This window comes from Mesorhizobium jarvisii (assembly GCF_003601985.1).
Classification (GTDB): Bacteria; Pseudomonadota; Alphaproteobacteria; order Rhizobiales; family Rhizobiaceae; genus Mesorhizobium; species Mesorhizobium jarvisii.
Genome location: NZ_QZXA01000005.1, coordinates 373,036 through 392,720 on the forward strand (window position 1 = coordinate 373,036; position 19,685 = coordinate 392,720).

A 19,685-nucleotide genomic window follows, 5' to 3' on the forward strand; every position below is an offset into this window, starting at 1 on the left:
TCAGTTCGCGTCCGCCTTCTGCAAGGCCCGCACGCGGTCGGCGAGGCTGCGATCGCCGCCGTTGGATCGGCTGTCCTGTGGTGCCGCCAGCGCCTTGGCGATCGGGGAATCAGGCCCCTCGAGCTTGGCCGTCAGGTGGACGACTTCAGCCGCCAGCTCGTTCATCTGCTCGCGCAGCGCGGCACTGGCATTCGCCGTGCCGGACGATGCCGCGGCGCCGAGATCCGCCTTGAGCCGCTTGTTCTCGCGCGCCAGTGCCGTCAGCCTGGCCTCCAGCCGCTCGCGGTCGCTATCGAGCTTGGCGATCGCCTGGTCCAGATCATCGCGCTGTTTGGCATCGTCATGCCTGCCCGCTTCATCCGGCTTGCCGACCAGCCGCAAGGCCGGTGCGCCATCCTCCGCCTTCGCCTTTTCGCGCAGCCGCGCCAGCTCCTTTTCGCGGCGGTCGAGCTTGTCCTCGCGATCGGCGAGCGTCGCCAGCAGCCGTTCGACCTTCTTGTCGAGTTCGGCCACCCTTTTCTTCTCCGCCTTCAGCGCGTCGCGCGCGGCCTTGCTTTCGGCCGCGATCTCCTGCTGACGCCGGTCCGCTTCCTTGCGCTGGCCGCGCAGCAGCGCGATATCGCTGGCCAGCTTCTGCAATTCGGACTCCCGCGCCACGAGCTCGATCTGGCGGCTGGAGGAGGAAAAACTGGCATCGTCATACATGTGCTCCAGCTTTTCGAGCTCAAGCGCCCGCTTCTCCAGCTTGCGTTCGGTTTCCTTGAGCAGCTCCGAAAGCCGGTGCAGTTCCTCTTCGCGCTGCCGCAGCGCCTCGTTCTTGGCGCCGAGTTCGGCAAGTGCGTGGTTCTTGTCCGTGCGCTCGATCGCCAACCCCTTCAACGCCTCGTGGCCACGACTGATCTCGACGAGCTGTTCGGCCGCTTTCTCGCGCAGCGCCTTGACGTTCATTTCGAGGCGGCGGTTTGCCATGGCGTATTCCGCCCGGATGCGGTCCTTGTCTGCCTGGATTTCGGTCTGCGTGAGCGGGATAGAGGCCTCGATGCGCCTGCGGGTCAACGCGACGGCACGGCGCCAGACGGCCGGAGCCACCATCAGCGCCAGGAAGCCGGCGCAGAGAAAGCCGAGGGCAAAGAACAGGACCGACTGAACCAAAGGACTACCCGCTATCGGCGGCAACCGCCGGAACTGGACCGCATCACACTGGCATGGCGGAAATCCGGCGCTGCGGCAAGAGCTTGCCACAGCGTGTGGAGGGTCAAAGGCCTACAATTCCCATCGAAAACTTGGCATTGCGGTCATGACGGGTGGACTTTAGAACGGATTCCAGGTTGCCCGCTCGGTCAGTTTTAGATAGCCGAGATTGACGCCGAGCCGGGCGCCGACGCCGGTGCGGATCGGCACCAGGAGCACGTTGTTGTTCTTCAGCACATTGAAGCCGACGCCCGCCACCACATAGGCCGAACCGGCGACGCCGCCATAGCGGTTGTAGAGGTTGCTGACATCGTCGAGATTGTAGACCAGCATCATCACCCGGGACCCCTCGCCGCCGAAATCCCAACCCAGCGACGGGCCTTGCCAGAACACTTTGTGGTCGCCGGCATTCTTGGTGTAGAGTGTGCCTTCGCCGTAGGTCAGGCCGCCGATCAGCGCGCCCGACCCCTCCTCACCGAGCAGATAGCCATTGGGCAGGCCGTAGGAGGCGAAGATCTTCTCGACGACGGTGGCGAGCCCACCCGATGTCGCGCCGAAGAACTTGTGACCGGAATCGACAATCTCCTGAGCGGTGTACTCCTGGGCCCGCAGGGCTGAAGTCGAGAAGACGAGAACGCCCATGAGCGTGATCGCCATTGAGCAGACACGGAGAAACTTCCGGCCTGAGATGACACGGAGGAAACTCCGGTCGTAGAATCGGGAAAACATGCTTCCAATCTCCGTCATGGAGCACTTTCGCCGACGCCTCGCATCCGGTCCGGCTCTTTAGGCGGCCGTTAAGGATGACTGTTAGGGGCAAACTATGCCGTAATCCTTTTTCAACCATTAACTCCCACAGGAAGATGGCGGTTCGAAGGCTAGCTTTTGGGGTCGCGCGGCGCTGAAAGCCTGCGCAAATGCGCCATTTGCCGACGACAATTTTGGATTTGTTGCTGTACGTACGGGTGCTGTGTATTCAGAAAGCCTCGGGTTGAGGCGTGATTCGTGTGGGCAGGCGCGACGATCAATCGCTCGGCCAGGAATTGTGGAATTTTGCAGGGATTTTCACCGATGGCCGATCTGTTCACCCTTTCCGCGCCTGACCTCGCGGCGCTTCTGTGCAGCCGCGTCTGTCACGACATTATCTCGCCGGTCGGCGCGATCAACAATGGGCTTGAACTGCTTGACGAGGGCGGCGCCGACGAAGACGCCATGCGGCTCATCCGCCAGAGCGCCAAGAACGCCTCGGCCCGGTTGCAGTTCGCCCGCATCGCCTTCGGCGCGGCAGGCTCCGCTGGCATGCTTATAGACACCGGCGACGCCGAAGCGGTGGCGATCGCCTTCCTCAAGAACGAAAAGCCGGAACTGACCTGGAACGGGGCGCGCGCGCTGCTGCCCAAGAACAAGGTCAAGTTGCTGCTCAACCTGATCCTCGTCGCCAACGCCGCCATTCCGCGTGGCGGCAAGCTGGTCGTCACCCTCGAGAATCTCGAAACCGAGCCGCGCATTTCCCTTTCGGCAAGCGGTCCGATGCTGCGCGTGCCGCCGAAATTCCTCGAACTGCATTCCGGTCACAAGCCGGAAGAGCCGATCGATGCGCATTCGGTGCAGCCCTACTACACGCTGCTGCTGGCCCGCGAGGCCGGGATGACGATATCGATCCATGCGACGGCGGAAGAAATCGTGCTTTCGGCAGCCTGAGCGTCCGGCCGGTTTGCCGGGAGAACAAAGTATTTCAACGACGTAATATTGCCGTGACGGCTCAATCCGCAGCGGCAGCGAAGCATTCGCGAAGAAAAGCCTCTCGGGCGGCATCTTTCCAAAAATTTTACCTAAAGACTTTTCGGGTTCTTTACCAGATCGGCCTAGGGTGCTCGTCAGATGCCCCGCACGACCGGATTGCCCCAAGGCAAAGAGGACCCGGAAATGAAACGCTGCATGTTCGTCGACGATTCAAGCGTCATCAGGAAGGTTGCAAAACGCATCCTGGGTGGCTCCGACATGGTGGTCATCGAAGCAGCCAGCGGGCTTGATGCACTGGAGATGTGCGCCGCCGACATGCCCGACATCATCGTCGTCGACGGTGCCCTGCCGGACGTGCAGGCGGTTGACCTCATCCGCCGCGTGCGCGCCATGGAAAGCCCGATAAGGCCGCAGATTCTGATCTCGCTGGTCGAGCTCGACATCGCCTCGATCATGCGGGCCAAGCGCGCCGGCGCCCAGGGCTATCTCCTGAAGCCGTTCAATCGCCCGCAATTGCTCGAGCGCTTTCGCAACCTGAAAATCGCAGCTTGAGGCAGCAGAGGCCGCTCATCGCTGATCCATGACGCAAAAAACCCGGCCGAAGCCGGGTTTTCTGTTGAAGATGAAAAATGATTCGGGCGGCGCTCGCCCGCTCAGGCGCTGACGCGGATGTCTTCGGGTTCGCGCAGCACGTAGCCGCGGCCCCAGACCGTCTCGATGTAGTTCTGGCCACCGGATGCCGCGTCGAGCTTCTTGCGCAGCTTGCAGATGAAGACGTCGATGATCTTCAATTCCGGCTCGTCCATGCCGCCATAGAGGTGGTTGAGGAACATTTCCTTGGTCAGCGTGGTGCCCTTGCGCAGCGAGAGCAGCTCCAGCATCTGGTATTCCTTGCCGGTGAGGTGCACGCGCTGGCCGCCGACCTCGACGGTCTTGGCGTCGAGGTTGACCACCAGGTCACCGGTGGTGATGACCGACTGGGCGTGGCCCTTGGAGCGCCGCACGATGGCATGGATGCGCGCCACCAGCTCGTCCTTGTGGAACGGCTTGGTCATGTAGTCGTCAGCGCCGAAACCGAGGCCGCGCACCTTGTCCTCGATACCGGCCATGCCGGACAGGATCAGGATCGGCGTCTTTACCTTGGAGAGGCGAAGCGTTCTCAAGACCTCGTAGCCGGACATGTCGGGCAGGTTGAGATCGAGAAGGATGATATCGTAGTCGTAGAGTTTGCCCAGATCGACACCCTCTTCGCCGAGGTCCGTCGTATAGACATTGAAACTTTCCGATTTCAGCATCAGTTCGATGCTTTGTGCGGTTGCACTGTCATCTTCTATCAGCAGAACACGCATTTCATTCCCCTTTTCTGCTGCCGGACCATTTCACGACCCGTCCTGCCCCGGAGCAGTGGTTGCCTTGTGCAGAGGCTGCCATTGAATGGTTAACAAAACCTAATTTCCCGTCCATGACGGTATCAGATTTTTTAACCCCTATCTACACCCTCTTGAATCTAATAACGAATCTCATACCCAAATTCCTAATGCAACACATTAACAACCTGGACTAAGCGACTCCAGGGACTCATCGACGCGCCTTCGCTTCGGCGACCGGAATTTTTACCCGGCCTTAAGTCCTGACCCGTATGATTAACAATGCCCGTAAACGAATGGTTACCGCCGGCAAAAAACTTTAGGGTTTTGTTTCCCATAGTTCGGGAGATGCCGGTGGACACGGGCAATGCCTGGGCCTTTCCAGGTGGTTTGGACGATATGTGCGGGTGTGCGTTTCCGGGAGTACCGAATCATGAAGTCACGTGAAAACCTCGTTCGGCTGAAACAGTTTCAGGTGAATGAGAAGCGGCGGCAGCTGCTGCAGCTCGACATGATGATCGCCGAGTTCGAACGCATGGCCGTCGAACTGGAGCTTCAGATCACCGCCGAGGAAAAGAAAGCCGGCATCACCGACATCAATCATTTCGCCTATCCGACCTTCGCCAAGGCGGCGCGCTTGCGCCGCGACAACCTCAGAAATTCGCAAAGCGACCTCGCCCAACAGCGAAGCACTGCCGAATCATTACTCGGCGAAGCTGAAGCGGAGCTTTCCAAAGCTGAAATGCTGGAATCGCGCGACACCAAAGTCCGCGAAGCCGAAACCGGCGGCCGCAGCGCCATGATCGGCTGACCCGGCGAGATCGGCACCGGCGCGGGCGGGGAGCTCATCGGGCCATCGGCCCGAGCCACCCACTTGCCGCGAGATCCCCGCTCTAGGCGGCCCAATCCCCTTCATTGACGGCGATCGCCCTGGCACGGGCATCCTTGATGTCAGGCGCGTGCTGCTCCGCCCATGCCCTGATCTGGGTAAGCAGCTCCCCTAGATTCTGGCCGAGCTCGGTCAATTCATATTCGACGCGCGGCGGAATGACCGGAAAGATCTCACGCCGCACCAGGCCATCGCGCTCGAGCACGCGCAATGTCTGCGCCAGCATCTTGGGCGTGATGCCTTCGAGCTTGCGGGCAAGCTCTCCATTGCGCAGCCGGCCTTTGCGCAGCGCGCAAACCACCAGATAGACCCATTTGCTGGCCAGCATCTCGAGCACGGTGTGGGAAGGACACGTCCGCCGGAACGCATCATAGCCGAAGGGGGAGTCGTCATTACTATCCATGAGGTGCGTATATATCAAAAAGGTACATACTGGACAAGGGAATATTACTATCCAAATGATAGCGACACCAACCAAGCAGGAGAGATACCATGCGTGCCGTTATCCAGAATTCCTTCGGCGGACCCGAAGTCCTTGTCATAGCCAACCAGATCGGTCCCTCTCCCAAGGCCGGCGAAGTGCTGGTCCGCGTCAAGGCAGCCGGCATCAACCCGGTCGACGGCGCCGTCCGCTCTGGTCACTATAAGCTTCTCGGAGAGCCGCCATTCATCCTCGGCTGGGATATTTCGGGAACCGTCGAGGCGCTCGGCGCCGGCGTCATCGGCCTCAAGGTCGGCGATGAGGTGTTCGGCATGCCACGCTTCCCCAAGCAGGCGGCGGCTTACGCCGAGCTTACAGCAGTGCCGGCCGACGAGATCGCGCCGAAGCCGAAGGCGGCGGACTATGTCCAGGCAGGCGCGCTGCCGCTGGCCGGCCTGACCGCCTGGCAGGGCCTTGTCCGCCATGGCGCCTTGAAATCGGGCCAGCGCGTGCTGGTGCATGCGGCGGCCGGCGGCGTCGGCCACCTGGCGGTGCAGATCGCCAAGGCGCGCGGCGCTTACGTCATCGCCACCGCCAGCGCCAACAAGCTCGATTTCGTCCGCGAGCTCGGCGCCGACGACGTCATCGACTATACCCAAGGCGATTTTACCGGCCGGGTCAGCGACATCGATCTGGTGCTGGACCCAATCGGCGGCGATCATGCCGAACGCTCGCTGAAGGTCATCAGGAACGGCGGCGTGCTGGTGTCCTTGCTGAACCTGAACGACACCACCAGGGCGCTGGCCAGCGCGCGCGACATCCGCGTCGAGCGCATGTCTGTCGTGCCTGACCGCGATGGCCTGGTGGAACTTGGCCGGTTGATCGACGCGAACAAGCTCTCCGTCCATGTGGCCAAGAGCTTCCCGCTCGAAGAGGCCGGGGCCGCCCACGCCTTTCTCGCCACCAAGCCGATTGGCAAGGTGGTGCTGACGGTTTGAACAACGAAAGACACGACCTAAAAGCAAAAGGGCGCGGAATGCCGCGCCCTTTTGTCTCTTCAGCCCGACCCTAGTGCCGGTATTGCTGGATGCGCGTGGTGCGCAGCCCGGCAAGGCCATATTCGTCGATCGACGCCTGCCAGGACAGGAATTCCTCGGTGGTCAGCTTGTAGCGCTGGCATGCCTCTTCGAGGCTCAAAAGCCCGCCGCGCACCGCCGCGACCACTTCCGCCTTGCGCCGGATAACCCAGCGACGCGTGTTGGTCGGCGGCAGATCGGCAATCGTGAGAGGGCTGCCGTCAGGCCCGATAACATACTTAACTCTAGGTCTAACCAGATCGGTCATCGTACTCTCTACAAAAAACTCAAAGACCCAATCCCCGCCACGTTACCGCCACAGCTTTAAAAATTGCCTAAGCAGACCCTAATGACTAGGTAAGGATCGTGAACGCCGCGTTAGTCTTTTCGCAGGCATTTGAAACATCCGGCTGGAAGCCTTGAATTGGTTGGAAAAAATCCGGCCGATCGCGGATCGCCCGCAAACCGTCGATCGCCTTGCAAGCTGGCGCCGGCGGAAAGCTTGACCTATATTCTCGACATTGGCATTCAGACGCCGCTCAGAATGAAAGCATCATGAACAGTCTCGACCTTCCCGGACGTCCCGAAAACACCCGCATCGTCGTCGCCATGTCGGGCGGCGTGGATTCGTCCGTGGTCGCCGGCCTGTTGAAGCGCGAAGGTTATGATGTCGTCGGCGTCACCCTGCAGCTTTACGATCACGGCGCGGCCACGCACCGGGCCGGTTCATGCTGCGCCGGACAGGACATTGACGATGCCCGCCGCGTTTCCGAGACGCTTGGCATTCCCCACTACGTGCTCGATTACGAGGAGCGCTTCCGCAAGGCGGTTATCGACCCCTTCGCCGAGAGCTATGTCGCCGGCGAGACCCCCATTCCTTGCGTCTCCTGCAACCAGACTGTGAAGTTCGCCGATCTGCTGGCCACCGCCAAGGAACTGGGCGCCGATGCGCTCGCCACCGGCCACTACATTCGCTCCGGTGCCAATGGCACCCACCGCGCGCTCTACCGGCCGGTCGATGCCGATCGCGACCAGAGCTATTTCCTGTTCGCCACCACGCAGGCGCAGATCGACTATCTGCGCTTTCCCCTGGGCGGCCTGTCGAAGCCGCAGGTTCGCGCCATGGCCGAGGAGATGGGGCTGACCGTGGCGGCCAAGCAGGACAGCCAGGACATCTGCTTCGTGCCGCAGGGCAAATATTCCGACATCATCGCCAAGCTGAAGCCGGCCGCCGCCAATCCGGGCGACATCGTCCATATCGACGGCCGCGTGCTCGGCCGCCACGAGGGCATATTGCGCTACACGATCGGCCAGCGCCGCGGCATCGGCATCGCGTCGGGCGAGCCGCTCTATGTCGTCCATCTCGATGCCGAACGGGCCCGCGTCATCGTCGGCCCGCGCGAGGCGCTGGAGACGCACAAGATCTATCTGCGCAACATGAACTGGCTTGGCGACGGACCGCTCGACGATATTCCCGAAGGCGGCCTCGAACTGTTCGCCAAGGTGCGCTCGACCAGGCCGCCGCGTCCGGCGGTGCTGCGCCACGTCGCGGGCGTGACGTCCGTCGAACTGGCCGACGGCGAGTCCGGCATCGCGCCCGGCCAGGCCTGCGTGCTCTATTCCGACGACGGTAACGAAGCGCGCGTCTTCGGCGGCGGCTTCATCGAGCGCTCCGAGCGCGGCGCCGAGGCCGAAGCCATGCTGACGAAGCTTGCAGCAAGGCCGGCGCAAATTCCCGCCGAATAAACACTACCCTCTCAGAGACCGTTTCGAAATTCGCTCTGGCGAGTCATATGGTGGTGGTTTCGAGAACCGGAGCGCAGCGGACATTCGGGTCCGTGAGCTCAGGTCTACTGCACGCAGTAGAACGGGGAAGCGCAGAAAACGCCATCAGATGGCCGCCAGAGTAGAATCTCCAAACGGTCTCAGGACTTGGTGTGGGTGACCGTCCCCGCCGTCAGGATGCGCAGCACCCTGATTGCTTCCTCGCCGCTGGTGCGCGGCTCGGCCCGTGTCTCGATGCAGTGGATGAAATGCTCAAGCTCGCGCGTCAGCGGCATGCCTTGCGCAACCGCGACATAGGACGGCTCGTTGGTGGTGAAGGCCCATTGGCCGCTGTCCTGCCAGACCGCATGTCGGTAGACGGCAAGCTTGCGCTCCCACGGCTCGACATCGTCGAACACCGCCATCGCCTTGGTGCCGACCACGGTCAGCCGCCTTTCGCGATAGGGGTTGAGCCGCGACGTGAAAAGATGGCTGCGCAGGCCGTTGGGAAAGCGCATGTGCAGATGCGCGAAGTCGCTGAGATTGTCGAGGAGTGCCGCACCCTCGCCGCGCACCTCGATCGGCTCGGTACCGGTGATGGCCAGGATCATCGACAGATCGTGCGGCGCCAGGTCCCACAGCGCATCATTCTCGGTATGGAACTTGCCAAGGCCAAGCCGGTGCGAGTGGATGTAGCGGACCTCGCCAAGCTCGCCATTGTCGATCAGCCCCTTCAGCGTCTCGAAGGCGGGATGAAAACGCAGGACATGGCCGACCATGAAGACGCGGCCATTGTCCTTGGCCGCCTGCACCGAGCGCTCGGCATCCGGCACGGTCAGTGCGATCGGCTTTTCCACCAGCACGTCCTTGCCGCTCTCGACGGCGCGCACGGAGAGGTCGGCATGATATTGTGGCGGCAAGGCCATGACGATGGCGTCGATGTCGTCCCGGCCGAACAGCTGGTCCGGCTCGATCGCCAGGCAATCCTGTTCGCTGGCAAAGCCTTCGGCACGCGCCCGGTTGGCGTCGGAAACCGCGTGCAGCGCGCCAAGCGCCTTGAGGGTGCGGATATGGTTGCTGCCCCAGTATCCGCAACCGAGGACTGCAATGCGCGGCTTCATCTGTTTCAAACTCTAAAAACTCGTGGCCGAGACATAGCGACGTGCCCCTTCGAACTCAACCCCGGCGGTTGCAACCAAATGTCCATGCGGCAAAGCTTTTTTCGGCAATGAGAATATGCGGCGATATGGAATGCTTCGAAGCTTGACAGGCTCGCCCTCCCAACCTTATATCCGCGCGACCTTGGCGAACGCCTCGAAATGCCTTTCGATTTAACGAGGATTTCGGGCCTTTCGCCGCCCTGGCGGGGTAGCTCAGTTGGTTAGAGCACGGGAATCATAATCCTGGGGTCGGGGGTTCAAGTCCCTCTCCCGCTACCACCATTCCCCCCACTCCTTTGACGCCGTGGGGGAAGGCACCCTCGCCCAACAGTGCCGTTAGCCGCCCAGCGATTTCGACTTCGACGCCGCCAATCCTCGATGGATGTCGAAACACCGTGACGGTTTCGACCAGATCACGCATTGCATCTGCACATTCGGAATCGCCGGAAGCAATGCCCTTGGCAAGCCCGGTCTGAAGTTGGTTTAGTTGTTCCTCGTAGCGGGCGAGCACCGCAGGGTGCAGCGCGATCACTCCGGTCGCAGCGGGTACTCGATCCAACTCTGCCAAAATGCACTTGCGCTCTTCATTCAATGTTGTTGATTGCGGTCCCAGTACAGCTGGGTCGCCGTGGCCTTTGGCAATGGCGTTGACCAGCCGCTCGATCTCCCGGGTTACCTCTTCAAGCCGTCGCTCCAAACGGGTGCGCCTGGCATCGGTATCGGCTGCCAAGCGCTTCCGTTCTTCATGGTAGGTCTGGACGTACTGGGCAATCACTTCAGGATGGCGCAACTCGGCGGTAAGGCCGTTCAGAACTGCAGTTTCGACCGTATCCAAATAAAAGGTCTTGGGATCGGCGCATGTTCCGCTTTCTGTGGCGGCGGAACAGCGGATGCGTATGCGCTTGGACTTGTCCACTCCTTTTGAAGACATTCCCGCACCACAGGCACCGCACCTCAGGAGCCCAGTCAGCATATGCCGTGGTCGGCGTTGATGGCTTGGATGGGTGGTTGCGCGGGCCTTTTTGCGTGCTTGTGCTGCGTCGAAGAGGTCGGACGAGACAATGGCGAGGTCCGGTACTGCGACTACTCGCCATTGACCCTTGGGATTTGGACGCGAGACACGTTTCCCGGTATCAGGATCCTTGATCATTCTGACCCTGTTCCAGATCAGGCGGCCAGCATAAAGCTCATTATGAAGCAGCCCCGTCCCTCTGTGCACATTTCCATTGATGGTGGAGGCATTCCAGGCTCGACCGCGAGGCGGGGGTACGCGGTCTCTGTTTAGATTGTGAGCGATATCACGCGGGGTCTGGCCTTCGACATACTCTCGAAAGACACGGCGCACGATGTCCGCTTCATCCTCTGCGATCATCCGCTTGCCCGGGTCGCCCAGCACGTACGAATAGCCATAGGTCAATCCGCCGGCATGAAGCCCCTTGTTGACTCGGCCGGCCTGACCTCTCCGGACTTTGTGAGCAATGTCCTCTCGGTAGAGTTGGCCAACGAGACCGCGCAGGCCGACCAACACCGTGTTCACCACGCCTTCGTGAACAGCACGAATCTCGATGCCGAGAAATGAAAGGCGCTTGTGAATACCCGCTAGGTCCTCCATGTCGCGCGAGAGCCGATCAAGTGCCTCTACGACGAGCACATCGAATTCGTGCTCACGCGCTTTGTCCATGAGGTGAAGTAAACCGTCACGGCCCAGCACGGAGCCACCGGAGCGTGCTCGGTCGTCAAACGTTGCGACAACGTTCAACCCCTCACGTTCTGCGTATGCTCGGCACAAAGCGAGCTGATCGTCGATTGATCGCTCATTCTGGAGGTCGGTTGAGAAGCGTGCGTAGATCGCGGCTCGGCTCATGTTGAATTTTCTCGGCCTGTTCACGCGCATGGTCTTCGCGGGCCGCTTGGCGAGCGAGAGCGCTTGCAAGGCGCAGAATCGCCCGGTCGGGTGCCTCACGCAAGACCCGCTTACGGGACTTCACCACCATTGCAGGAACAGCTTGCGACGGGGCAAAAATGGCGGGGAGCAAAATACCCCGAACGATAGCAGTCGGCAGGTTGGCTGCCGGCCGTCAAGTACGCAAAGAAAACGTAGCTCCTCCATGTCTCGCAAAATGTGCTCATGCGCGAGACGAGGGAATTCTCCACGATGGCCGCTCGCAGAAAGGGATAGCAGGGCGTGCTATTCGGACATACTTCGCCCTGATCCGCCACTCTGGCTCAAACCTGCCGGAACGAAAGACGCGGGTTAGAACTAAGTCGCGTCGGTTGAACAACCACCGTAGACCGAAGGGCCTATCCTGAACAAATGCCCACGACAGGCGCCTCCCTCAAGCGCAGATTAGAAGCCTGCTTTTGCAGACCGATCAGATCGGTCGCTATCTCCTGATAAAGCCTACAGTCCGCCTGGACCACGGTTCGCTCAGGCCGTTCAAGCGGCACACTCCCGGCGATTTCCTTCAAGTCGGCAAGGACCGAAGCAATATGCGGCCAGGGGAAATCTGTTGGATCGTCAATTTCGCGATCTGCGCCTGCGATGATTTCGAGCTTGGCGACGACACCGAGAAGCGACCGCGCCCGTATTTGGGGTAGCTTGTCCTGAAGCTTCAAAGCCACAGTGGAGGACTCAACCTCCGCTTGGCAGGCGATCGAGTAGGCGACCTGCTTGTCCATCGCTTCCGAGCCTCTAGCGTCGAGATAACGCCTCTCTAGACGCTGTTGAAGACGGCAAAGGACCCGAGAAACATGCTGCGCCCGCAACCAATCTCGGAGCAATAGAATCGGGGGATCTGCATCCGGCAACCGGTTCGACGCCGTGTCCTTGCCATTCGTGACGAAAGGCATAGTCGTGCTATGGTCGGAATCAGCCATGATCCGAGCTCCGCAAAGCGTGGGCGTGGTTAGACTGTGGAAGCGGGGGAACCACTTCCAACGGCCGTTTCCTAAAACAAGCATATTTGCGCTTTTTGCGCAACAGGGCATTTGAACAATGAAGGTAAGTGCGGCCCAAGTTCGCGCGGCCCGTGGGCTTCTCGACATTTCTCAACAGGGACTGGCGGATTTATCCAAGGTAAGTTTGAGGACAATCGTGCAGTTCGAACGTGGTTCGAAACCAGCATCTGAATCAATCCTGCAAGCGCTGAAGCTATCGCTCGAAGCAGCCGGAATAGAATTCATTCCAGAGAATGGCGGCGGTCCTGGTGTCCGCTTGTCACGCGGTAGCGCGAACACTTAGACGAAGGCGGCATCTATAGGCGCCTTTAAGACTATCTGTTTCCCGATCAATGCCAGCAACGCGCCTAATGTCGGCCGTAGAGATCAGCTTCGCCGCTGCCTCAGTGCTGACGTGGTCAGCAAACAGGGTTGGCCATTCACGGCCCACGACCGGTCATTTTTCTACCGTGGTGCGAGTGTTTTCTAAAGGCGGCCTGCGGTCCGCAGCACATCACTCAGCGCATTTCTTCGCTAAGGTCTGAGTGGTTGGTCGATGATCCTCCCGAAACTGAGCGTGACGATCCGTTTCAATGAGCGGGACGAAGACAATCCAACTTTCAGCTCCATCGGGCCTCCGCCGGAAATGTGAGGGTGAGATAGTGTTGGATCGCGTCGACTAGGCGGTCCGAATCGGCGCCCCAAATCAGGTGGTCATCGCCCGGCAGCTCGACAAGCGTGGCGCCAGCGATGCGCTCGGACAAGTAAAGCGCTTCTTCGGGCTTGATCCATCGATCGCCCTTCCTTTGGAGGATCAGAGTGGGCACATGGATCGCGTGCAGGATATTGCGGACATCGACTTCCGCGCCCCAGCGCCACAGCGCGATCGCATCGGAAGGTGACGCCGAACTCCTCAGATAGGCTGCGAACCATTGTTGTTCGTGCGTATCGTTCACTAGGCTCGGCGCCCCGCGCCCCAAGTCCCAAGGCTCTCCCCAATTTCGCCCGATCGCCGCCAATTCTTCTTCCATTTCCTCTCGGGTCTTCGCCCAGGGATATTCCGGTGACCACAGTCCCAGGGCGTATGCACCATGAAGAATGAGAGCTTTGGTTCGCTCGGGGTAGGTCGCAGCAAAGAGCATGCAAAGGACGCCGCCTTCGGAACTGCCGAACACCACTGTTCGCCGCGATCCGATTGCATCTAGTACCGCCCGAACATCGTCCACCCGCTCCAGCAACGTCGGAAACCCTACATTGCGGTCGGAAAGACCGGTGCCTCGCTTGTCGATGCGGACCAGCCGACAAAATGACCCAAGCCGGCGCAGCACATGCGTCAGCCGCGGAGATTCCCAAGCATAGTCGAGATTGGAAACCCAGCCCTGCACGTAGACGAGGTCGAACGGTCCCTCACCGGTAACCTGATAGGCAATGCTAACACCTCCCGACTTCACATAGCGCGTTTCGGGGCGTACCGAAGCCGGCACTGGGCTAGCGCCTGGGACCGCCCCCTCGGCCCTTACGCTCGGTGCTGTATTCTGTCTGGTCGGTCCGAAACGGCTGGCACGGAGCTTGTCATACAACTCACGCGTCTCGTTGTCCGGTTCCAGTTGCAAGTGCTTGCGCAGTGCCTCGCGGCATTGCGCAAACTGCTTCAATGCCATGTTCGCTCGGCCCTGGCGGGCATAGATTTGCATGAGGCCGCGGTGAATATCTTCCCGGAGAGGATCGGATGCGAGCAAACGCGTTGCTGCCTGGACATAGGCGGCCAGATTGTCCTTCATCGCATGCTGGTGGAGGAGTTTTTCTAGAACCCCGATCCAGATCGTCCTCAGCCTCTCACGTTCCAGCCTTAGCCAGTCGTCGAACGGTTCTTCCCTCAGGACGAAGCCATCGAGCAGATCACCGGCATAGAGGAGCGCGGCCTGCTCAAGCTGCTCGGGCGCGCTTCCTGATACCAGGCGCTCGAACTGTGCCACATCGATCTCGAGGTCGTCGAGATTGAGGGTGACAGTATCGCCGTCCGCCAGGAGCCGCCGGTCGCCGGCCGATGGCAACGCTTTCCTTATCGCCGATAGGCCCTGTCTGAGGTTCATCCGCGCCTGCGGCTCTCCGGTATCACCCCATAGAAGCGCGGCGAGTTTCTCACGCGAATGGGGTCGTCCAGGATTGAGGGCAAGATAGGTCACCAGACCGCGCGCTTTGCGGCTCAGCACCGCGGCGGCAGGTCCGCTTCCCGCAAGAGTAAAGCCTCCGAACAGCAGAAGTTGAAGTTGCGCCATCGCTCCGTAAGCCAGGTTCGACGTTCAATTGTTCTCCGGACCTGGCGCGACTTCAACCACGATTTAGGGGGGGCCGCATTTTTCACGAACCAATCACGGTTCCTAGTACGCATATCTCACGGCCACAGGAGAGAGTTCGTGGATCCACACTCCGCGGGAGGATGATATGCTTAGTCCCAGCCTTTCTGATTGGCCCATTCAGCCCAGGATATTGTCAACCAAAGCACAGCCGCCCGGTGGCTTTCGGCCGACACGTCATGAACTTGCACTGGCATTCTATCTGGAACGGCAAGACGCCCATCGAGCTGCGATCATCGCTTCTCGGCAGGCTGCGCAGATCCGACCTCATCCGTTCCAGCGTCTGACCGATCTTGGCCGCTTCTTGAAAAGGAAAGTTCTCGCGGCGCAATAGGCCTGTCGCTCTTCAGACCGCCTTCGGGGCTGAACTGAACGACTGCTTTGTGCCGCTTACATCGCAAAACAGACAGTCCGGTTGCGGCCCCTTCCCAGTCGTGGAATTTACGTCAGAGAGGACTGTTCAACGTTGACAGCAACGTGCCACTCCACCGCCACTAGTCGCTGTTTCTTCGTGATGCGCTGGTGTGCCATGCATCAGGATCGGCGATCCACCGATTAACATCGGATTCCCGCCAGCCCGCCCCGTTCACACTGATCTTGATCTGAGCCGGGAACGTGCCTTCGGCGATTTTGCGATAGATGGTTGAACGGGACAGGCCGGTCCGGTCAAGGACGGTTTTGAGGCGTATGATGCGATCCGGCTCGGGCATGGCTTGCCTGCACCTCACTGGTTCTTGCTGATGTCTGCTGGGACAGACAGGACGAACCGATCCTAAGCGCAATCAGGTTTGTCGCCTCAACCGCCTGCGGAGTGGAAACGGCGGCAAATCGGCATTCCTTAGATCCCAATGCCCCGCCCCTTTCCGATGCCATGGCTGAGGGCCACTTCCGCGCCCAAGCGGCGACCCGAATCCACGTTGATGCCAAGCTGGCGTTTGCGGTTGGCGAGCAGGGATTCTAGCTGCGGATCGCGTGCAAGGCTCTTGGCCATGTCGGACATGGCCGAGCGTGTTGACTTGTAGCCGGACATGTCGCCGGCCTGGTATTGCCGCTGGCTCGAGCGATCGAGTTTTTGCCAGCGTTCCACGAACCGGTCGGCGCGGCGGCTCGGATCGTCGTCCGGCCCGGTGCGGATTTCCGTTTCGAGCTGAAGAGCCAGCACGACGCGATTGACCCGGCCGGCCCCCGCCTCACGGACAAGCTCGGGATTTTTCACATAAGCCGCTTCGGCATCGCGCCAGCCATACGGCCGCACCTTCTCGAAGGCGCTACGGGCATCCGTCAACTCGCGCATCTGCTCGGGACTGCCCTGCCCGTCCGCATTTGCATTGTGCGACATCGCGTCGAGAGCGCGCGCGTGACGCACAAGCGCCTTTGTTCGAGCGCTGCGCAAAGCCGCTTCCGCATCCAATGGCGCAGTCGTGTCGGGCGGCACTCCGGTGGCAAGATTTTCTCTGCCGGGCGGCGGGCCTGCATCTCCGATTTGCGCCCCAACATCTTCCCTTCCCGGTCCAGGTCCACGTTCCTGCATGGGCTCGGCGTCTGCAGGCGAGCGCAACCCGTCGACCAGCCCGCCGATCCTGTCGCGCAGCTTCTCTGGAATGATCCGGCGCACGATGTCGACCACACGCTCGCGGAAGGTGATACCGCGCCGCTCGGCATAGCTCTGCGCTGGGTCGATCTGCTCATAATCTGACGCCATGTCCTTGGCGCGGTCGCGCGACAGCGTGCGGACGAGCCGGTCGCGTGTCGCGAAGTCGTCTTTGCCGTAATGCAGGTCCATTCCGTCTCGATGGCGCGACAGAGCCACATAGCTGCCATGTGCATCCATGCCCGGCGTGGCGAGCACATGGGTCCGGTCAACCGTCATCCCCTGTGCCTTGTGAATGGTCGCGGCATAGCCGTGGTCGATGTGCGCGTAGTCTTTCAGGTCGAAGCGGACGGACATGCCATCGTCGACGCGAACGGTCATGCCTTGTTTGCTGACTTCCTCTACGATGCCGAGCGTGCCGTTCTTGACGCCAAGCCCGCGCTCGTTGCGCAGGAACATGATGCGGTCGCCACCGGCGAAGTTTCTTGTGCCGCGTTCGACATTCACCTGAACCTCGTCGCCGAGATCGCCGGCAGCGCGCATGCGCTCGCGCGCTGCCTGGTTGAGTACGCGCACTTCGTCGTTTGTGTGGGTGAGGATTATCCGGCTTGCCTCTGGATGCGCCTGCCTGTCGCGATCCCAGCGCGCGACGAGTTCACCTCGCGCTTCGTCGCGCGTTGCAGCCTGATGCACCATGCCTTGCGCGTCGTAGGCGCTGATCGCAGCATTGATCCTGCCGGTTGCCAGATCGCGCGTGGCGTCACGCTGCCAGTCCTCGCGCTGCCGGCGCACCTGACCGATTTCGACGCCGCCATGTCGCTCGTGGATCGAGCGGAATGCAGCGCCGGCCTCGATGGCCTGCAGCTGCTGCGGATCGCCGACCAGCACGACCTTTGCACCGACGTCCGCCGCATGGGAGAGCACGCGCTCCAACTGGCGCGTGCCGACCATGCCGGCCTCGTCGGTCACCAGGACATCGCGCGAAGTGAGCAGATCCCTGCCCTGTCCCCAGCTGTGCTCCATACTGGCGATGGTGCGTGACGAGATGCCTGAGCCGCCCTCCAGATTCTCGGCGGCAATGCCCGAAAGCGCCGCGCCGCGAACCTCGTAGCCCGCCGCCGCCCATGCCTGGCGCGCAACGCCCAGCATGGCGCTCTTCCCCGTTCCGGCAAAACCAACCACGACGCCAAGACCGCGGCCGTCGGTAATGCGATTCAGCGCATCCGCTTGCTCGCCTGACAGGACAAGACTGCCCTGTTTCGCCTTCTCCAACGCTGCCTCGCGATGTGCTCCACTAACTGCGTGACGCTCACCTCTGGCCATGCGTTCCGTCGCGCGATACAGGCGCTGTTCGGTCTCGATCATCTGCCGGGTGGTGAAGCGGTCTTCGCCGCGTCCGTCCTTGCCGAGTTCAATCAGGTCGGGTGCATTGCTGATGGCTGACATGACCGCGCTGAACTGATCCACCCCGTCGCTGTGCCGATGCGCGAATTTCGCGATGTCCTTTCGTGTAAAGGTCGATTGCTGATGGGTGATGGCATCGAGCGCTACGGATGGATCGGCAATGATGCGGGCACCATTGTTGCGCGCGATCTGGCGATGCAGTTCCGCGCGATCTGCTTCAATGTCGCAAGTAGCAAGGCCACTGCCCTCAATGCGTTGGGCCGGCGCACCAATCTGGGTTTGCGGCTCCAGGGCAATGCCCTGCGCCTCCAGGCTGCGATGATCGATACGGGCGTCGATGTCGAGTTCGGAAAGGCGTTCATTGGCCAGCTCCGCCCACCGCTCGCGCCAGCGCTCGACCAGTTCGGTGCGGTTCCAGTCGCGAACCTTGGCACCGAAACCGTTCTCGTCTACGGACCGCATGGTGAGCATGACATGGGCATGCGGTTTTGGACTGCCATCCTCCGCCCTGTCCCAGTGCACGTTGAGATCGGCGACCATGCCCCGGCTGACAAATTCAGCCTGGACAAAGTCGCGCGCTAACTCGATGCCTTGCGCCTGGCTGAGTTCACGCGGCAGCGCAAACTCCACCTCGCGGGCAAGTTGGGCATCCTTGCGCACCTCGAACGCCTCGACATCGTTCCATAGCCGTTCGCGGTCACTCCAGGCGTCCGGTGCATCCTTCGGCAGCATCACCTCGGAATGAACGACACCGCGCTTGGCGGAGAAGTCGTGGCTGCGGTCGATGCGTTCATCGCGTAGCCGCGAAGCCGAGCGGTAGGCGGCCGACGCGACTGCGCTTGAACCTGCCTTGCGGCCAATGACCTTGACGTGAAGATGATAGATCGCCATCGCGACCAGATCATTTGCACGTCAAAGCGCACGTCGGCACGACGTATAAGCGCGCCCTCCCTCGAAAAAATCTCGGGATGGACCAGCCCGTCCCGGGCTGTCTCGGCAACCCTGAAGCCTTCCGGCAGGCGCTCCCCTATCATTGCCGCATCGACAACCGATGGAGACAGCCATGCGCAAACCGCGGGACTTCGACACCGAACTGAAGGCGCTGGAAGAAAAGGCGCGCGAGCTCAAAACGCGAAAGGTGCAGCAACTTGGCGAGCTGGTGATCGCCACCGGCGCCGATCAACTCAGCAGCGACGAACTGGCCGGCGCGCTGGTCGCCATCGTTGAAACGAAGGATACCGGAAAGCGTGAGGCATGGGCTAAGCGTGGGGTGACGTTTTTCGAGAGCCGGTCCCGGCGAGCTGCTTCGACATCTCAGCGCAACCCTCGTAGCGCTCCAGCACAACCGGGCGGCCCACAATCGCCGGCAGGCGGCACGGGCTCGCAATGATATGCGCACCTGGCAGGTCGAGCGTCGCAAGCGTACCCGACATCTGATCGAACTCGGCGGGCTCGTCGTCAAGGCAGGCATCGTCGAACTGACCAACGATGATCGCGCTATCATCTACGGCGCGCTGCTTTGGATCGCCGCCAAGCTGCAAAGCAACGAAGGCGAGCGAGCACAACGATCATGGGCTGCGAAGGGTAGGCAGGCGTTCGATGTTGAACAGCGTGAAGAGCCGACGGGACGGCAACTTAGCCGACGAAGAACCCCAGTCGATCCCCGATTGTAGAACTGTACCCTGACTGCTGTGGGGCCGACAGCTGAACGTCACAATCAATCTCAGCCCAAGGACACGAAAGGCATGCAATAAGACCAGGCGGTCTTTTGGATCACTGATTTGA

The 19,685-nt window shown here is 61.0% G+C and carries 19 protein-coding genes and 1 tRNA gene; 9 read left to right on the top strand and 11 right to left on the bottom strand.

Annotated features, from left to right (window positions below):
- Positions 1–1,152 carry a coiled-coil domain-containing protein gene (locus D3242_RS15435; protein WP_064980645.1) on the bottom strand — a complete coding sequence of 384 codons (1,152 nt, stop codon included), beginning with the start codon at positions 1,150–1,152 and terminating at the stop codon, positions 1–3.
- A 159-nt stretch (positions 1,153–1,311) separates the two neighbouring features.
- Complete coding sequence (locus D3242_RS15440; protein ID WP_223217862.1) at positions 1,312–1,848, bottom strand: DUF1134 domain-containing protein; 537 nt, start codon at positions 1,846–1,848, stop codon at positions 1,312–1,314.
- A gap of 414 nt (positions 1,849–2,262) precedes the next feature.
- Here D3242_RS15440 and chpT point away from each other — a divergent pair, with 414 nt between their 5' ends.
- Complete coding sequence (gene chpT / locus D3242_RS15445) at positions 2,263–2,892, top strand: histidine phosphotransferase ChpT (protein ID WP_019860754.1); 630 nt, start codon at positions 2,263–2,265, stop codon at positions 2,890–2,892.
- A 225-nt stretch (positions 2,893–3,117) separates the two neighbouring features.
- Positions 3,118–3,486, top strand: a complete 369-nt coding sequence (locus D3242_RS15450; protein ID WP_019860755.1) for a response regulator — start codon at positions 3,118–3,120, stop codon at positions 3,484–3,486.
- A 101-nt stretch (positions 3,487–3,587) separates the two neighbouring features.
- On the opposite strand, the gene ctrA is transcribed toward D3242_RS15450, so the two are convergent.
- Entirely contained in the window at positions 3,588–4,283 is a 696-nt protein-coding gene (gene ctrA / locus D3242_RS15455; protein WP_006203583.1) for a response regulator transcription factor CtrA, read from the bottom strand.
- A gap of 451 nt (positions 4,284–4,734) precedes the next feature.
- Between ctrA and D3242_RS15460 the strand changes: the two genes are divergently transcribed.
- The gene (locus D3242_RS15460) at positions 4,735–5,112 is read left to right on the top strand and encodes a flagellar export protein FliJ (protein WP_027047321.1); all 378 of its coding nucleotides are present in this window, start codon (positions 4,735–4,737) and stop codon (positions 5,110–5,112) included.
- An 82-nt stretch (positions 5,113–5,194) separates the two neighbouring features.
- Here D3242_RS15460 and D3242_RS15465 read toward each other — a convergent pair whose 3' ends face one another.
- Positions 5,195–5,593: a winged helix-turn-helix transcriptional regulator gene (locus D3242_RS15465; RefSeq protein WP_019860757.1), complete on the bottom strand. Its 399-nt coding sequence runs from the start codon at positions 5,591–5,593 to the stop codon at positions 5,195–5,197.
- 89 nt (positions 5,594–5,682) lie between these two features.
- On the opposite strand from D3242_RS15465, the gene D3242_RS15470 reads away from it, so the two are divergent.
- On the top strand, positions 5,683–6,609 hold the full coding sequence (locus D3242_RS15470) for an NADP-dependent oxidoreductase (RefSeq protein ID WP_064980646.1): 927 nt from the start codon (positions 5,683–5,685) through the stop codon (positions 6,607–6,609).
- Between the two features lie 70 nt (positions 6,610–6,679).
- Here D3242_RS15470 and sciP read toward each other — a convergent pair whose 3' ends face one another.
- Positions 6,680–6,955 (bottom strand): CtrA inhibitor SciP, encoded by a 276-nt coding sequence (sciP, locus tag D3242_RS15475; protein WP_006203587.1) that lies wholly within the window; start codon positions 6,953–6,955, stop codon positions 6,680–6,682.
- 287 nt (positions 6,956–7,242) lie between these two features.
- On the opposite strand from sciP, the gene mnmA reads away from it, so the two are divergent.
- Complete coding sequence (gene mnmA / locus D3242_RS15480) at positions 7,243–8,433, top strand: tRNA 2-thiouridine(34) synthase MnmA (protein WP_019860759.1); 1,191 nt, start codon at positions 7,243–7,245, stop codon at positions 8,431–8,433.
- Positions 8,434–8,612: 179 nt separating this feature from the next.
- On the opposite strand, the gene D3242_RS15490 is transcribed toward mnmA, so the two are convergent.
- Positions 8,613–9,572, bottom strand: coding sequence for a Gfo/Idh/MocA family protein (locus D3242_RS15490; protein ID WP_019860760.1), 960 nt, complete (start codon positions 9,570–9,572; stop codon positions 8,613–8,615).
- A gap of 241 nt (positions 9,573–9,813) precedes the next feature.
- On the opposite strand from D3242_RS15490, the gene D3242_RS15495 reads away from it, so the two are divergent.
- Positions 9,814–9,890: transfer RNA gene (locus D3242_RS15495), tRNA-Met, on the top strand.
- Here the strand turns inward: D3242_RS15495 and D3242_RS15500 are convergent.
- Together D3242_RS15500 and D3242_RS15505 are read right to left on the bottom strand one after the other, a co-directional pair.
- Positions 9,847–11,505 carry a recombinase family protein gene (locus D3242_RS15500; RefSeq protein WP_342634143.1) on the bottom strand — a complete coding sequence of 553 codons (1,659 nt, stop codon included), beginning with the start codon at positions 11,503–11,505 and terminating at the stop codon, positions 9,847–9,849. The genes D3242_RS15495 and D3242_RS15500 overlap by 44 nt on opposite strands.
- A gap of 407 nt (positions 11,506–11,912) precedes the next feature.
- Complete coding sequence (locus D3242_RS15505) at positions 11,913–12,488, bottom strand: hypothetical protein (protein WP_064980647.1); 576 nt, start codon at positions 12,486–12,488, stop codon at positions 11,913–11,915.
- A 118-nt stretch (positions 12,489–12,606) separates the two neighbouring features.
- Between D3242_RS15505 and D3242_RS15510 the strand changes: the two genes are divergently transcribed.
- Positions 12,607–12,852 (top strand): helix-turn-helix domain-containing protein, encoded by a 246-nt coding sequence (locus D3242_RS15510; protein WP_081295868.1) that lies wholly within the window; start codon positions 12,607–12,609, stop codon positions 12,850–12,852.
- 316 nt (positions 12,853–13,168) lie between these two features.
- Here the strand turns inward: D3242_RS15510 and D3242_RS15515 are convergent, their stop codons facing one another.
- The 3 genes from D3242_RS15515 to traA form a co-directional block, all read right to left on the bottom strand.
- Entirely contained in the window at positions 13,169–14,827 is a 1,659-nt protein-coding gene (locus D3242_RS15515; RefSeq protein WP_081295869.1) for a bifunctional AfsR/SARP family transcriptional regulator/alpha/beta hydrolase, read from the bottom strand.
- 572 nt (positions 14,828–15,399) lie between these two features.
- On the bottom strand, positions 15,400–15,615 hold the full coding sequence (locus D3242_RS15520; RefSeq protein ID WP_064980648.1) for a helix-turn-helix transcriptional regulator: 216 nt from the start codon (positions 15,613–15,615) through the stop codon (positions 15,400–15,402).
- 128 nt (positions 15,616–15,743) lie between these two features.
- Positions 15,744–18,791 carry a Ti-type conjugative transfer relaxase TraA gene (traA, locus tag D3242_RS15525; protein WP_064980649.1) on the bottom strand — a complete coding sequence of 1,016 codons (3,048 nt, stop codon included), beginning with the start codon at positions 18,789–18,791 and terminating at the stop codon, positions 15,744–15,746.
- Positions 18,792–18,963: 172 nt separating this feature from the next.
- Here traA and D3242_RS15530 point away from each other — a divergent pair, with 172 nt between their 5' ends.
- Together D3242_RS15530 and D3242_RS15535 are read left to right on the top strand one after the other, a co-directional pair.
- Positions 18,964–19,290, top strand: a complete 327-nt coding sequence (locus D3242_RS15530; protein ID WP_171880356.1) for a conjugal transfer protein TraD — start codon at positions 18,964–18,966, stop codon at positions 19,288–19,290.
- Between the two features lies 1 nt (position 19,291).
- Positions 19,292–19,573, top strand: coding sequence for a conjugal transfer protein TraD (locus D3242_RS15535; RefSeq protein ID WP_064980652.1), 282 nt, complete (start codon positions 19,292–19,294; stop codon positions 19,571–19,573).
- Positions 19,574–19,685 lie beyond the last annotated feature (112 nt).